We start from the raw sequence: 16,356 nt of genomic DNA, 5'->3' as shown, positions 1-16,356 counted from the left end.
CTGAATTAACTATAACTAAAGTAATTCTACAATTTGCTCAAATTGTAATAAATATTCTTGTTCTTTATCAAGATCTTTTAATTTAAAGCTATTACTCATTTGTTCATCATCACCAACAAAAATAACATATTTAGCTTTCTGTAGATTAGCCCGGATCATTCTCTTGGCTATTTTGCCTTTGGCGTCTAAGGTAACAGAAATATTTTTTTGGCGGAATTGATTGGCTAAGATTAAACAATATTCTAAATTATTGTCACTAATAGGAAAGATAAATACTGGTCTGGCTTTAGGTATGTTGTATTCTCTCATTAAAGCAAGCCTTTCGATTCCAGCAGCAAAGCCAATGGCTTTTGTCTCTGACCCGCCCATAATTTTGCTCAACCCATCATATCTTCCACCAGCAAGAATTGTCGACTGACTGCCAAGTTTGCTAGTAGTAAACTCAAAAGTTGTATGGCAATAATAATCAAGCCCCCTTACTAGCCTTGGGTTAATGATATATTTTACATTCAGTAAATCTAAGTATTTTAGTACATCGTCAAAATATTTTGCAGTATCACTATTATAGTATTGAGACATTAACGGGCTATTCGCAACTATTTTTCTATCATTTTCATCTTTTGAATCTAAGATCCGCATCGGATTTTTGACGAGTCGCTTTTGGCTATCTTCTGATAATTCTGACTTATAATCATTGAAATACTCTACCAGCTTTTGTTGGTAGATGGTACGAGTTGCAGCACAACCAATTGAGTTTATTTCTAAAGTTGTATCTTTATCTATTTCTAAAGCCTGAAGAATATCTAAGGCAAGCCTAACTGTTTCAGCATCGTTACTCGAGCCTTCTTCTCCACCAATATACTCAAAGTTTATTTGATGAAATTGCCTTTGTCTACCAGCCTGTGGTCGGTCATAACGAAATACTGGACCGCTTGAAAAGAACTTAATAGGTAATGTTTGTTGCAGGTTATTAGAGATAAAAGCCCTAATAATACCGGCTGTAAACTCAGGTCTAAGAGAAATATTATTATCACTCTTATCAAGGAAATTGTACATTTCCTTGCTTATTACATCAGAAGTCTCTCCAAGTGTACGGTCAAAAACTTTAGTATATTCAATTATCGGCGTACTCATGGCTTGATAACCATAAAGTTCACCAATATGTTTTGCTGTGTTAATTATATAATCGTGAATTATATAATCCGCAGGCAGTAGGTCTTTAGTACCACGTAATGGTTGTAGTGCATTACTCATACAAATTAAACTTGTCGTTTCATAAAGAACAATCTAAGAATATACAGAACAAACATTAGTGCAAACCAATATATTAATAATTGCCCTGCAATCATCAAATTAAAGTTACTATCAAACATTTGTATAGATAGTAAATATAAGCAAGCTATTAAAACAAATGGTATAATGATACATGCAGCAGGACACTTAAATGGTCTTGGAGCATTTGGCATTTTTATTCTAAACAATATGACTATTATAGCAACCACTGTATAATCTATTAACGATCCCATAGATGATAACTGAACAAGAATTTCAGTTGGACAAAATCCCCCTAATAGTGCAGCAAGTCCAGAAAATATTAAGATAGTAATATAAGGACTATCATATTTTGTATGAAGTTTTGCAAAACTTTTTGGCAATAACCCATCTCGAGCAATTACATAAAAAATACGGGATGTAGCGTAAATATTCATCATTAGTACCGTAGTCATACCACATACTGCTCCAGTAGCAACAATGGCAGAACCAACATTACTATTGTTTAAGCTAAGAGAATAGGCAAGTGGTTGGTCATTATTAAGTTGATCAAAAGGGGCTATACCAGTTACTAGTCCAGCTATTATAACATATACTATCGTTGCAATTACTAAGGATCCAATAATACCAATCATTAAATCTCGGTTAGGATTTTTGCATTCTTCAGCTGTAGCAGCTATTGTCCCAAAACCGGTCATAGCAAAAAATAGGATAGATGCCCCAACTAACATATTATTAGCACCAAAAGGTAAAAAGTTTTGCCAATTTGTTGCATCAAAATACGGTGTGGCAAACACAATAAAAGCAAATATAGCTGCCATTTTTATAAATACTAAAATGGCATTTAGTTTTTTACTATCTTTCGTTCCTAAGTACAAAATAAACGAGACAAACACTACAATAAGAAAAGCTGGTAAATTGATTATTCCACCATTGCTAGGCACGGTAGTTAAAATTTTAGGCAAACCTATTCCACCAGCTGACAATATTGCCTGAACATATCCAGACCAAGAAGCTGCAACAGTTCCAGCAGCAAAACCAAGTTCTAATATGATAACACTACCCATTAACCAAGCAAATACCTCACCAAATGCTATATAAGAGTAAGTATAAATACTGCCAGAAGTCGGTAACATGGTAGCAAGCTCTGTATAGGCAAGAGCAACAAAAATACATGTTCCGCCAGCAATAGCATATGATAGCATAACTGCAGGACCAGAATATTTAGCCGCAACTAGACCGGTTATTACAAATACACCCGTACCTATTATAGCCCCAAGACCTAATAATATTAAATCAAATGCTCCTAAGGTTTTAGCGAGACCACTAGTCTTCCCTAGCTCTTTTATTGATTCAAAACTTTTTCTTGTTAAAAAACTCATTAATCTCTCCAATTTTAATAATAGAAAATACTCTTGTCCTTTCCGCCTACTATGTCATATATGGACGAGTGAATTTGTCAACAAAGAAAATAAAAAAATAGAGCCACAAAGGAAGCGGTTATATATTGGAAGTGTAATATAGTGAATTATTAAGCAGCATTTAGTACCGCAGTTTTCCATTTGCTAGACCAATCATTACTATGGATTATAGATCTTAATTGCAAAATAGGATTTAACCCCTCTCTAGACCATCTCATGTGTTGCTGCCCTTTACATCTTTGATTGATTAAACTCTCAACAGTTGATTCAGCAAGATTACTAGTAAAGATCAGCCCTTGATCCTTCCTTGTTGAGTAATCCACAATTTTATCTTTATTATTATCAACATATTGGGATAATTTTTTAATCCTATCATGATGCTGTTCTTCTTTTGTCAGTGCTAATATTTCTTTAAATCTTATCATCGCCTTCTCCACATCTCCTCTCCATAAATGCCACTTGATATGCATCAGATCTTCTTTTAGCCTTTTTGGTAACGATATATTCTCAAATTTCATACCCAAATGAAACCAATCTAAAATATAAGTTATTTTAGCACACAAAGGCTCTAGTGCCTTTGCTATATTCCAGCAATTTGCCGCCCCATCACATAGTGCGGTAATATGTGTTTTTGGGCTTAAGCCTTGTTTCAATGCTGCAATAATAGTAGAACTTATAATTTGTTTTTGACGATCATCCTTAATTGACGCTGCACAATTCTTACTTATAATATAATTCCTGGTATCTTGACTATTTGATTTTATAGATTCTGGTTTGTAAACTACAGCCACCATAGCCTCCATACTACGTTGATCCTCTGTTGTCTTTATATGTCCTCCATCTACATTTAATATTAGTTCAACAGCATCTTCAGTAATGAGCATTTCCTTCTCATCAGCATTGATATCTTCAATAGCATTGCCAACTGATTCTGTAACTTGTTTAATACGATTATGATTATTAATTTGCCGATCTTTACCAGAAAATAATTCAAATAATTTCTCTCCTTCTCTAAAACTATGTGTAGCACCTAGTGTAGCTTGTATTTTTTTTAAATCACCAGAAATTACTCCCTGCAATAACGTGCGGACGGTAGAGTGCGTTTCATATCCGCAATTATGGCATTTAAATCTCTGTATTACAATGTTATGATCAGTGAAAACATCGTGAAAAGTAGATTTATTTACACCAGTCTTATGCATTTTAATTTTACACTTAGGGCAAGTAACTTTTGTTAGTTTATGGATTAATTGAATCTTTTCCTGCAAAACTATATCCTGTACTCCTTGAATTAAAGCAATTTGATTATCCAAACCTATGGAAAAATCTAGACAATTACTTGGTTCGTTAAGCTCGCCATTAAGTACTTCTACTCTTGAAATTGTTGTAGTGGGTTGCTTATGATCATACGATTCATATATTATTCTATATCTTCTTGTTGTCATCCTATTACTCATAGTTGCTAATAATGACATTATTGTATCGCCTTTTTATAACAATGTCAACTCACTATATTACACTTCCAGTCAAACTCAGGTTATTTTATGGATATAGTGAATTAACTTGAATTGGCAACGTTATAAATCCGATTAAAATGGATTGTTTCCGAGGCTTACGCCTCTTCGCTAATAGATAGCACGATGGGTGTTTATTCGGCACTAATTTAGGTTAATATAGGAGTAATTTTTGATATTAAAAATAATGGATGATTAAAAATCGGGATAAATTACAAATCCTATTGTAATTTAACTATAAAGTTATTATAATGTATTGCTTCGTTTATCGAGTTTGCAAGATGTATTTACTATAACATAAATTTACTATAAATGCAATGAATAATAGAATAAGTAATCCATCTACAATAGTAGTTGCAATGTCTGGTGGGGTTGATAGCTCAGTAGTGGCTGCTATGCTTTGTGAACAAGGACATAAAGTCATTGGTATAACACTACAATTATACGATCACGGCATAGCCACCAAGAAAAAGAATGCTTGTTGTGCTGGGCAAGACATTTATGACGCAAAAATGGTGGCGGATATGCTAAATATTCCGCATTATGTACTGGATTACGAGTCTAAATTTAAAGAATCAGTAATTTATAACTTTGCCGATAGTTATATTAGAGGTGAAACACCTTCGCCATGTGTACAATGTAACCAGTCAGTTAAATTTAAGGACTTACTAAAAGTAGCAAAAGATTTAGGAGCTGACTGTCTTGCTACCGGTCATTATGTTCGGAAAGTCGAAGGTATAGATGGAGCAGAATTACATACTGGTATTGATATTGCCAAAGACCAAAGTTATTTTTTGTTTGCAACTACTTTAGAGCAACTAAATTATCTATCTTTTCCTTTGGGAGAATTAAGCAAAGAGCAAACAAGAAATATTGCTACTAGATTTAACTTAGGCGTTGCAGATAAGCCCGATAGCCAAGATATTTGTTTTGTACCAGATGGTGATTATAGGAAGATAATTAGTAATATTCGAACCGATGTTAATGAAAAAGGTAAAATAATCCATGTAGACGGCTTTGAACTTGGGACACATAATGGTATCATCAACTATACTATAGGTCAACGTCGTGGACTTGGAATAGCTTTTCATGAGCCACTTTATGTAGTAAGAATTGACCCTAATACAAAAATTGTCTATGTTGGTCCAGATTCGGCATTAGATTCTACCGAATTTACTATTAAGAATGTTAACTGGCTTGGTAAAGAAATAGTTGTCCAAGAGGAAGTTGAGGTACAAGTTAAGATTCGTTCGACTCGTCCTGCTACCTTTGCCAAGATTAGTAGGATAAGTAGTACAGAAATTAGGGTAAAGTTAATGTCTGCAGAGAAAGCTGTAACTCCTGGTCAGGCTTGTGTTATATATGATAATGCTCGAGTTCTTGGTGGAGGATGGATTACTAGAGAAATTGCATAAATACTTTTATAGTATCCCGATTAGTATTTATCATGGAAGTGCAATATAGTGAGTTGACATTGTTATAAAAAGGCGATACAATAATGTCATTATTAGCAACTATGAGTAATAGGATGACAACAAGAAGATATAGAATAATATATGAATCGTATGATCATAAGCAACCCACTACAACAATTTCAAGAGTAGAAGTACTTAATGGCGAGCTTAACGAACCAAGTAATTGTCTAGATTTTTCCATAGGTTTGGATAATCAAATTGCTTTAATTCAAGGAGTACAGGATATAGTTTTGCAGGAAAAGATTCAATTAATCCATAAACTAACAAAAGTTACTTGCCCTAAGTGTAAAATTAAAATGCATAAGACTGGTGTAAATAAATCTACTTTTCACGATGTTTTCACTGATCATAACATTGTAATACAGAGATTTAAATGCCATAATTGCGGATATGAAACGCACTCTACCGTCCGCACGTTATTGCAGGGAGTAATTTCTGGTGATTTAAAAAAAATACAAGCTACACTAGGTGCTACACATAGTTTTAGAGAAGGAGAGAAATTATTTGAATTATTTTCTGGTAAAGATCGGCAAATTAATAATCATAATCGTATTAAACAAGTTACAGAATCAGTTGGCAATGCTATTGAAGATATCAATGCTGATGAGAAGGAAATGCTCATTACTGAAGATGCTGTTGAACTAATATTAAATGTAGATGGAGGACATATAAAGACAACAGAGGATCAACGTAGTATGGAGGCTATGGTGGCTGTAGTTTACAAACCAGAATCTATAAAATCAAATAGTCAAGATACCAGGAATTATATTATAAGTAAGAATTGTGCAGCGTCAATTAAGGATGATCGTCAAAAACAAATTATAAGTTCTACTATTATTGCAGCATTGAAACAAGGCTTAAGCCCAAAAACACATATTACCGCACTATGTGATGGGGCGGCAAATTGCTGGAATATAGCAAAGGCACTAGAGCCTTTGTGTGCTAAAATAACTTATATTTTAGATTGGTTTCATTTGGGTATGAAATTTGAGAATATATCGTTACCAAAAAGGCTAAAAGAAGATCTGATGCATATCAAGTGGCATTTATGGAGAGGAGATGTGGAGAAGGCGATGATAAGATTTAAAGAAATATTAGCACTGACAAAAGAAGAACAGCATCATGATAGGATTAAAAAATTATCCCAATATGTTGATAATAATAAAGATAAAATTGTGGATTACTCAACAAGGAAGGATCAAGGGCTGATCTTTACTAGTAATCTTGCTGAATCAACTGTTGAGAGTTTAATCAATCAAAGATGTAAAGGGCAGCAACACATGAGATGGTCTAGAGAGGGGTTAAATCCTATTTTGCAATTAAGATCTATAATCCATAGTAATGATTGGTCTAGCAAATGGAAAACTGCGGTACTAAATGCTGCTTAATAATTCACTATATTACACTTCCCTTCTTCTATCACCCCATCTGTTATGGTGGATATCAAGTCACCAGATACATCAGTTTGATATATTTCTTCTAAATGCCCTCGGATCTCGCTGACTGTCATACCGCGACCATAAAGGGATATCACTTTCTCATCAAATCCATTAAATCTCCTCAGCCCTTTTGGTATTAATTGAGGATTATACTCTCCTTCCCGATCTCTTGGTACTTCTACTGTCAGCTTACGACCATCCCCATCAATTACTGTCTTCTCATAGCTACCATTACGACGATTATTATCTACTTTTGCCATCTTGCTATGTTTTGAATATCCTAATTCATGATCCAACTCACTTGCTAATATTTTCTCAACTATTTGCTTCTTTAGCTGTTGAAATAAACCATCTCGACCAAATAACTCCGATGGATCTGCTTTTGATAATAATTCTTCTACTAGCTGATTACTGATGTTTAATGTATCTTTATCTGTATCTAATTTTTTAGCCATAATTCCTCCTTGCTTGCTTAAGTTACTTTTTTTACAGTAATCTCTTACTGCTTTCTTTGCAACTTACACAAACTATAGGACAGACTCTATGACAATGTTATCAAGAGATTTCCTGTCTAAAATGAAAGTGGCACTTCATCGCACGTTCCCTAACACTCCGCCTACATGCTTCATATTACGAGATTGCCAGACTACTTTATAATATTTATCTATTTCCTTTTCTGTTGGTACATATGGTAATTTCTTGTCTTTATGGTTCACCTCAACATTTAATTCTTTCCGCAAGTGCCGAAAAAGCTCACGTAAATAATCATAATTAGGATATTCTGACCTTAAGGATTTAGCTAGTTGCTTAGCTTTTTGACGAACAGGGGTACGTTCAATGTTACTAATCATACTGTTACCATTTGTTTTGGCTGTTCTATGATTTGGACTTTGGACAAAAACCCCTGTTTTTTCACAAAATAGAAAGTTTTATAAAAAACTAGTATTATAAGTTAACTTTTTAAGATTATTATTAATCTATAGTTAATATTTTTACAATTTTAGGTAATTATTTTATATAATAGATAAATTATAAGTTGCTAAATATAGGCTAAATTATTTTGTCCAAAGTCCAATATGATTAGGCGTTGAGTACCAGCAATACTATAATACCCACCATCAGCAATTAGCTTCTTAATCTCTAGTCCCTCAGGTATTAGTTGATCCAAACCTTCAATATCCGAACTCTCATAATCTGTAATTTCAATCGCATGCACATTCATCTCAGGATCAATTGCAATGTGCATTTTCTTCCAGGGCTTATTGTTGCATGGCTTATTATATTTTGTTTCATACCAATGACTGGCTTTACCAAAACTAAGACCGGTACTATCAACTATTAAATCTATTGATTCTCCATTGTTAATTCTTTGGCATAATTTATTACAAAATTGCTTCACCTTTATTGGTACATTAGCAAATAAATCACACAAATGACCAAAACTCGGAACTGCTATATCAAGATTTTTGCTTTTCCAAAGATCCTCAAGATAACCAGTTATTTGCCTTTGTCCCCAGACAAATAAGCGATATAAGGTATAAATAAACTGAACATATGGTGTGAGATATGTAGGTAGCCTTCCAGATTCTCCTTTAATGTATGGCATCTCATTGATAAAGAGAGATTTTATATCTCCCTTAGGAAAATAAAGACTAATCATTCCTCTCTTTCTTAAACTTTGGTTATATTGAGTCCAGTTTATAACTTTATATTTTGGCTTTTCTCTTTTTCTTACTACACCTAGTTTAACTCTTTCTTTATGTGGCATTTTTCCAGCTTCTAAATATTAGATCCTTACAATTATAATTCAAAAAATAAATTCTTGAAATTATTATTTCCTACCCTTCCGAACAAAGCCTGTTATATTAATTTGTCTCACATCCAAAAATCATATACATGATTACATATTTCAGTTGTTCTGCCAAGAACAGATGTAGAATTATTGTTATAATTTAACTCTTCTTGACCATTAAATAATATATTTAAACTTGGTAAAATATCTTCTAATTCCTCATGAGTTATATGTCTTTTACCATATTTTGTCTCCATTTCTGATATTGCACTTTTTACTGTTTTGCTTAATTCATTTATATATCTATTTTTTTCTTGTTCAGGAGATATGTAAGGATTACTAGATAAAGCCTTATTGGTATCAAAAAATTGTCCTATTAATAATGTTAATAATGACAGATTACTAGGTATATCTATAGAATTTATTACAGTTTGTAAATTTCCTTGGTCATGCCCAGGATCATCTATTAAAAGATAATCTGACAAAGATAACTTACTGTTATCTATATTATTATTTTTTGCTTCAGTTGCATGATTTTGTTTCTTGATTTGATTATCAGATGGATGATTATTCAATTGTTTTATTAGTTTATAAATATCATTAAAGGATTTACTCTTGTCAAGAGTAGCAGTATCTGCTTCTGGTAATAATTTAAAACTTAAATTAGATAATTTATTCCAAACCCAACTCCATAATCCATTATTAAATGAAAAACTTGGTTCTAATATAGATGCACTTGATCTTGGTGTATCATGTGTATGACTATTTGCTAATTCATCATTTATATTAATTTGTTGTTCATCTATAGTTAGATATACTGCTTCTTCTGAATATTTCCCATCTTCTTTTAGAGAACGACGAAGGCGTGGATTAGTACTATTACTTAATAGCTCTTCTAATTGATCTTGAGTCTGAGGAATAATATTGATTTTTACAAGATTAGTAAAAAATGATATTGGCATAATAATATTATCAGGGGTAACAATTCCCATTTTTTTTGGTATATCAACAATATTAACTCCATTAATATTTAATGTACCATTAACTATAGATACATTTTGTATATCTGTAGAAAATTCAAGACACTTTTTATTATCAGCCATGGTACTTTTATACCATATAAAATCTTTATTCATTATAGTGTGTTTATTTTCTATTTTAGCACATAATACATTACCATCTTTTATGGAGTATGTTATATTATTAATACTAGGAGTCTTAGTAAGAAAATGATGCTTGATTATATTACCATGAGAGTAAAAGATTAACGTAATTCCATTTTTTAAATACTTAGCAATATAGCTTTGATTTCTGAATGTTGGAATATCATGACTTTTATGTTCAATGATCTCAGTTAAATCCAATTCAGACTGTGCTAATATAATTTTTTGATCATAATGCACATGCTCTATTATAAAAAGCTCATTGTGATTAGGTAAAACAGATAATATATATTCATAGAGTTTTCCATTATGAATAACTAGTTCTAAATTACCAGGTTGCTTATCTAATATTCCTGTTATAGTAATCGTATTATTACCAAAAAACTTAAGTGTATATTTACATCTATATTTTAAAAATGATACATATGATACATTTCCCATTATATTTTGAATTCTAGATAAACCTATCAATGGTCCGTCAAGATTAAATGGTTGTAAAGCGTCACAAGATTCAATTATAAAGTGATTATTAAGCAATTTAGAATATTTTATCGGGGCTTTCTCAGCTCTACAACCTATTATACTCAACTCCATCTTACTGTTTTGGTCTATAATATGCATGTCATTTATTAACTGAATGTCAAAAGAATGATCATGTGCAGCAATTTTTTCTAAAATTATTTTACCCGGGTTGCTATAATCTCTGCCAATAGCATTAATAATATTACAATATTTAACAGATAAAATTAATTCATCAATATACCACCCCATTGGTTGAATTATCAATATAGCAATAGAGTCTTTATACCCAGGAATTATCAATTTTTTCTCAGAATTAAAATATATACCATAGCCACTTGTACCTAAATTTTTACTACTCAACTTTTGTTGCCCTAATGCTAAATCTTGTCTAAGATTACTTAAAGTGATAGAAATATTATGTGTATGGTCATATATTTTAAATGGTCCTACTTGTTGTAATGCATTGGCATCAATAATATAATTAGTATTGATGGTAGTATTATGATTATTTATTCTCAGTTGTGTGTTATTTGTCGTACGTATAAAATTTACTGAATTTGGGTAGACAAGATTATATAATACGATCAGTAATGAGTAAGTATAAGGAATATTGGGTTTTAAATGTTCAAAACAGTAATCATTAAGGTCTGTTGTACATTTGTCATATTCGTTTTTTGCAAGATATTCATTATTTACGTGTGAAAAGTAGTTTGTATCAAGATGATTTAATCCGTCAGGATGGAAATATATATTAGTATTACCACTGTGTACCTTAGGATCAAATAACATAATCATGTTATGACGATATGGACCGTTGAGCCACACTGATTGCCTAGTACTACATGGTCCAACATATTCATCATCACTTAAACATTTTGCCCATGTAGTAAGATTGTAGTATATTGCTGACATTCCCCCTTCTATCTTAGCAACTTGGACTAAACCATCAGGATCATCAGTGTCTTCAAGGGTTTGCGAAGCAATTCTATGATACCCTTTGTAAATCCTTTGACCACTAGTAGGATACTGAATATTTTGAAACACATTGTGTTCTTGATAAATTTTGGTAGGTACAAACTTAATATCTCTATTTTTAGGGTTAACGTCAAAAATTTTTTGCTGCCAGCTATCAGGTTTACCACTACTAAAGCTAAATTCTTCTTTTCTAAATCCATAGTATTCACATGTTCGTTTAGGTTCTTCCCAAGATGCCACCCCTATCGCTCCTTTATCAGTCCTTTTTGCGGAACAAACTGAATCTACATTATTCTTGATATAATTTTGTACTTGTTCTGGTATATCTTGAACTGTTATCCATCTTATATCCTGTACATCAGGCAAACATAATATAATCCAAGCAGATGGAAGATTAAGCCTATCTAAAAATTTCAATTGTATTTCAAGCAAATGTCTCTCTTCAAATATTATAGGCAATTCATCTTGAAAAAATCCTAAATTTATTAGAAATGCTTCCCATAATGATGTATCAGGTAAGTGGTATTGATTACGCAATGCTATTGCTCCATACATCAGTTGTTCAGCCATTAATCCTATCCATAAGGGACCAATCTCAAATCCATACATTTCAGCCAACATCAACCCAACAGAAAAATATTGCTCTCCTAATTGATGTTTTATAATGGTAGCTTCTTCTGAATCAGGTGGTAAACTATTTAATTTGTTATGCAATTCTCCTATTGAATATAATGTAACTACTTTAAATATAAGACCTTTAATTGGTAATTTACGAAACAAAGTCTTATCTAAAAACATGTCTCCAGCTATCATCTCTGTAGTTTTTATTAAACCTTCAGGATCCCCAGTATTAAATGAACGAATAATATCTGGTAATAAAAATACTCCTTGTGTTACTGCACCCTGTAATGCATGAAACTTACTATGAGCGTTAGCATGTAAGTCTTTAAAATACTTTAAAGACTTCTCTCTTCTTTCCTTAGGAAGGATGTCCTTATAATTTATACCTTCAAAACTACCAGTTTCAAATTCATGGTTCAATGTCTCCCATGACAACTGAGTAATCGTATCAAGATTTAATACTTCTGATGATTTTAATTGGTTTAATATTTTGTGATTATAATTTTGTAAAAGATTTTTGTTACTCTCTGGTATTAAATCAAGACATTGTGTGTCCAAAGAAAGATCATACTTCTTAATAACATCACCTAATGCTTGTATTTGTTGTGCCGTTAGTGAAGGTAACACTTTATGTAAGATATCTGCTCTAAAAGTAATACCCTCTTTATTTAATTGGAAAAAATCTTGATTTAGTAATTTAATGTCTAGGGCTTTGTTATGTAGAAAAAATAATTCTCTTACTACCTCTGAAGGTATAGATTCAATTGATCCAGCATGTTCTTTATTAAGTAATACCAAATCAGAAACAACATTATCGGGTGTCCAGAACGGAGCTTGTGTTAAATGAGTTATAACATCTTGAGGTAAATTTTTAGATAAAGTAAATATTTTATATTCCGTATTACCACCACTAAGCCATTGGAAAAATTTTGTAGCTAAATTTTTTATATCTAAAAAATTTAAATCCTCTTGTGTTTGAAAAAGTAACTGATAGTTATAATCTTGACTATATAATTGATAATAATTATTATGACTTGATACTAATAATGTTTGTTGACCGTTAGTAAATAAATAAACAGAATCTGCTAAAAGACTAGGATTATTTTTTGTAATTACTAAATCAAATAAGTTATCTTTAGAATACTTACTAAAAAATGTTTGTGCTTCTTGATAGTAGGTCTTTAGCAATTCTTGTTCTCTTGTACTACGATTCACCTCTCCTTCATTAATTATGTCACCAATATTTTTTGCGTAACTAATAACATTATCTAATTTGATATTTTCAGGCATGTTATCTCGATGTTGCATAGAAAAAAGATATGCTAAATTTATATAGGATCGTGAGTTTATTTTTATAGATTCTTGTATATGCTCTTCTAAGGGATCATATAATAACTCTAAATCTTCTTCTTGACATACAGCACGTGTTTTACGCTTTCTAGAAGAGCTAGTAGCACAACTTTTTGCAGATACTTTTAAACCTGCCTTATCTGATACTTGTAGAAATTCATGAGCGAATTTTAAATTGCCATTTACTTGATCAGCATCAACATCAAATCTTGCTTTTTTCTTAGGTATAGGTGACTTATCCTTTTCAGAAGAGCTCACACTATCTCCTTTTCCCTTAATGGATCCTTGATTACCTATTCCACTTGTCCCAGCTACATTTTGTATATTTACTCCTGTACGTGATTTTGATCTCGTAACCATAGCATGAGAACTTACTGACATATCATTAGGATTAGCAACAGAATCTGGATCAGTATTATCTGTAAAATGTGATGGACTCAACAATAAGCTTGTTATATCTTCTCGACTTTCTTGATAGTGTTGTTCTGTATAAGTTTCCAACTGCATATTTGCAATATGATTATACTCTGATTTATACTGTTCACAATTTTCTGAATTTAATTCTGGATACTTTTTTATTCTTAATTTTGCATACTCTATAACTTGCTCAAAACGTGCACTTGTCATGCATAAATTGTTATATATTTTGGATCCAGGAAGATTTACATCACATTCTGCAAGATTATCATATATATAACTCAATTCTACATTGTGTACTTGATTATGATTCACAAGTGAAATAATATCTAATTTCCAATCTTTACCATTAAAGTACAAATGTGCTATATATGCCATATCAGTTGATAACAGCTTGCTAGAATTAATAATTAGATAACGTTGTTCTACTCTATTGTTATCATGTGCAATAAGGTATTGTTTTATTTTGCTAATAAGTTCATCTGTTACAGATCTGTGATTTTGACTATGACGTTGTTCAATGGCAGTTGTACCTAACAGTACTTCTATTTTAGTTCTTGTACTAGTAGCTAGTATTTGCTCAATAGTCTTAGAATTATATTCTATCTTTTTTACGTGATTTCTTGCAGGTGAATTTTCTAAGATTGGATGAGTATCAGACTCTGAAAGAGTCTGATACTCATCAGTACTGGGGAGTTGTGGAAAATTTTGTGGATTTTGTAGATATTTTTCCCATTCATCAAGAAATTGCTGTTTGTCTTTAATTTTAAGATTATCATTAATAAAATCTTTACCAAATTTATCTTTTTCTAGCAGCGTCTTATGCCACTCCAATACTTCTTGCTTTAGCACTTTTATATCTTCCTCCATGCACAAAAAAATATTGTGTTTAGAGCTTTCAATAAGGTTAATTGCCATATTTAGTTCACATCTTATTTCCATAATTATTTTTGGAAGAACTTTTGGGCTGAGATCATCCGGTAAATCAATATTTTGATTAAATTTTTCTATAAAGCTCATTATGGCTGATGTAAAATCATCAAAATTTGATAATTTTTTTTTATTATAATATAATGAACTGAATTGGTGTGTAAGTGCTTTAACTTTACCACCCTCTGCTCCATGTTGCGATGCTCCTTTGTCTTGCTTAAAAACAGCAGCATCTCTCTCATTCCAACTGCTATAAATAAATGGTATCACATAATCTTTTAAAGTATTTTTTAAAGCACCTTCGTATAATTGACTATTACTCAGTTCTATTTTTGCAAACATCCTATCATAATATTGTTTTAGTGCCTGACATTTGTCAAAATCTACTTCATCTAAACGATAGATATGAGATAAATTATCAAAAACTTTATATATGTCGTTTTGTCGCTGTAGATTTAATTTCATGGAAGTGAGAAACTCTGCTACAGGTATAATATGATTATATTGTTTTCCACCATTGCCGCTTCTGTTTAATGTTATAGACTCAATTACTAAAATACCATTATCATGTATCTTGACATCCATTTGTTGTGTTAACAGTTTTGCCTTATTGTTTATCTCTCTTAAAAGCTGTTCTTCTGTTTTTGACTTCACTCTGTTTCTCCTGTTAATTTAATAGTATCCTGATCATTATAATCTTCGATATAAGTATTAGAGGTATTTTTTTTATGTTTTATATCCTCCGACTTAAATATTTTTAACTCTTTTAGATTAACCATCATCCCGATATCGTTAATAATTTTAGAACAATTATCTAAAATTTCTTTATGGGCTTCTGTATAAACACTTGATTCCATTAATCTGATAGCATCAATATCTGATTTATACTGTTCAAAATTTTCTGAATCTATTTCTCGATATTTTTTTATTCTCAACTTTGTATACTCTATAACTTGTTCAAGACGTGCAGTTGTTATACCTAATTCATTATATCTTTTGGATCCAGGAAGATTTACATCAAAGTCTTCAAGGTCATTATATATATAATGAAACTCTCCATTGCGTACTTGGTCATGGTTAACTATAGGTATTATATCTAATTTTAAATCTAAACTTTTATATGAATATGTTAGATATGCCATATCAACCAACTTTTCATCATTAAAGTTTACCACTAGATAATGTTGTATATTTTTATTTTGTTCTGAGACATGAAGCTTTATTTGCTTAATTAATTCATCTCTTGCAGAACTATGTTGTATACCTTGTCCATCTACATAACTTAAAAATACCTCCACATTCTTATTTGTAGATACAGAAAGTATTGTTTCAATGTTATTCTTATTATATTCAATCTTTTTGCTTTTACTTTGTAAGGATACATTATCTTGCTCTATATTATCTAATTTTAAAAACTTTCTTTTAGTCATTTGATTTTCCTTATTTTGATGTTATTTATAGTCAC

General features: G+C 31.4%; 10 protein-coding genes. 2 read left to right on the top strand and 8 right to left on the bottom strand.

What is annotated here, in order from left to right:
• Positions 1-15: 15 nt before the first annotated feature.
• From hisS to NBW66_RS01655, 3 genes are all read right to left on the bottom strand, one after another.
• Positions 16-1,254, bottom strand: coding sequence for a histidine--tRNA ligase (hisS, locus tag NBW66_RS01665; RefSeq protein WP_250311554.1), 1,239 nt, complete (start codon positions 1,252-1,254; stop codon positions 16-18).
• A gap of 5 nt (positions 1,255-1,259) precedes the next feature.
• Positions 1,260-2,654 carry an amino acid permease gene (locus NBW66_RS01660; RefSeq protein WP_250311553.1) on the bottom strand — a complete coding sequence of 465 codons (1,395 nt, stop codon included), beginning with the start codon at positions 2,652-2,654 and terminating at the stop codon, positions 1,260-1,262.
• A gap of 149 nt (positions 2,655-2,803) precedes the next feature.
• Entirely contained in the window at positions 2,804-4,168 is a 1,365-nt protein-coding gene (locus NBW66_RS01655) for a UPF0236 family transposase-like protein (RefSeq protein WP_250311117.1), read from the bottom strand.
• 356 nt (positions 4,169-4,524) lie between these two features.
• On the opposite strand from NBW66_RS01655, the gene mnmA reads away from it, so the two are divergent.
• On the top strand, positions 4,525-5,622 hold the full coding sequence (gene mnmA / locus NBW66_RS01650) for a tRNA 2-thiouridine(34) synthase MnmA (RefSeq protein ID WP_250311552.1): 1,098 nt from the start codon (positions 4,525-4,527) through the stop codon (positions 5,620-5,622).
• An 83-nt stretch (positions 5,623-5,705) separates the two neighbouring features.
• A complete protein-coding gene (locus tag NBW66_RS01645; RefSeq protein WP_250311117.1) occupies positions 5,706-7,070 on the top strand; it encodes a UPF0236 family transposase-like protein in 1,365 nt (454 codons plus the stop codon).
• On the opposite strand, the gene NBW66_RS01640 is transcribed toward NBW66_RS01645, so the two are convergent.
• The 5 genes from NBW66_RS01640 to NBW66_RS01620 form a co-directional block, all read right to left on the bottom strand.
• The gene (locus tag NBW66_RS01640) at positions 7,067-7,576 is read right to left on the bottom strand and encodes a transposase (RefSeq protein ID WP_250311551.1); all 510 of its coding nucleotides are present in this window, start codon (positions 7,574-7,576) and stop codon (positions 7,067-7,069) included. The genes NBW66_RS01645 and NBW66_RS01640 overlap by 4 nt on opposite strands.
• Before the next feature lie 135 nt (positions 7,577-7,711).
• The gene (locus tag NBW66_RS01635) at positions 7,712-7,972 is read right to left on the bottom strand and encodes a hypothetical protein (RefSeq protein WP_250311550.1); all 261 of its coding nucleotides are present in this window, start codon (positions 7,970-7,972) and stop codon (positions 7,712-7,714) included.
• Between the two features lie 188 nt (positions 7,973-8,160).
• Complete coding sequence (locus tag NBW66_RS01630) at positions 8,161-8,889, bottom strand: transposase (protein WP_250311549.1); 729 nt, start codon at positions 8,887-8,889, stop codon at positions 8,161-8,163.
• 107 nt (positions 8,890-8,996) lie between these two features.
• The gene (locus NBW66_RS01625) at positions 8,997-15,545 is read right to left on the bottom strand and encodes a hypothetical protein (RefSeq protein ID WP_250311548.1); all 6,549 of its coding nucleotides are present in this window, start codon (positions 15,543-15,545) and stop codon (positions 8,997-8,999) included.
• Positions 15,542-16,321 carry a hypothetical protein gene (locus NBW66_RS01620; protein ID WP_250311547.1) on the bottom strand — a complete coding sequence of 260 codons (780 nt, stop codon included), beginning with the start codon at positions 16,319-16,321 and terminating at the stop codon, positions 15,542-15,544. Before NBW66_RS01620 ends, NBW66_RS01625 begins: the two co-directional genes overlap by 4 nt.
• Between the last annotated feature and the right edge of the window lie 35 nt (positions 16,322-16,356).

The sequence above is a fragment of the Rickettsia endosymbiont of Oedothorax gibbosus genome, assembly GCF_936269705.1.
In the GTDB taxonomy this organism is placed as follows: Bacteria; Pseudomonadota; Alphaproteobacteria; order Rickettsiales; family Rickettsiaceae; genus Tisiphia.
The sequence above is the reverse complement of the archived record's forward strand: the minus strand, read 5'-3'. Positions and strand labels throughout refer to the sequence as shown.

Excerpts from the sequence above, each read along its gene's own strand:
- NBW66_RS01630 (WP_250311549.1), bottom strand. The coding sequence starts at position 8,889 with ATGCCACATAAAGAAAGAGTTAAACTAGGTGTAGTAAGAAAAAGAGAA.
- hisS (WP_250311554.1), bottom strand. The coding sequence starts at position 1,254 with ATGAGTAATGCACTACAACCATTACGTGGTACTAAAGACCTACTGCCT.
- NBW66_RS01660 (WP_250311553.1), bottom strand. The coding sequence starts at position 2,654 with ATGAGTTTTTTAACAAGAAAAAGTTTTGAATCAATAAAAGAGCTAGGG.
- NBW66_RS01635 (WP_250311550.1), bottom strand. The coding sequence starts at position 7,972 with ATGATTAGTAACATTGAACGTACCCCTGTTCGTCAAAAAGCTAAGCAA.
- NBW66_RS01655 (WP_250311117.1), bottom strand. The coding sequence starts at position 4,168 with ATGTCATTATTAGCAACTATGAGTAATAGGATGACAACAAGAAGATAT.
- mnmA (WP_250311552.1), top strand. The coding sequence starts at position 4,525 with ATGAATAATAGAATAAGTAATCCATCTACAATAGTAGTTGCAATGTCT.
- NBW66_RS01645 (WP_250311117.1), top strand. The coding sequence starts at position 5,706 with ATGTCATTATTAGCAACTATGAGTAATAGGATGACAACAAGAAGATAT.
- NBW66_RS01620 (WP_250311547.1), bottom strand. The coding sequence starts at position 16,321 with ATGACTAAAAGAAAGTTTTTAAAATTAGATAATATAGAGCAAGATAAT.
- NBW66_RS01640 (WP_250311551.1), bottom strand. The coding sequence starts at position 7,576 with ATGGCTAAAAAATTAGATACAGATAAAGATACATTAAACATCAGTAAT.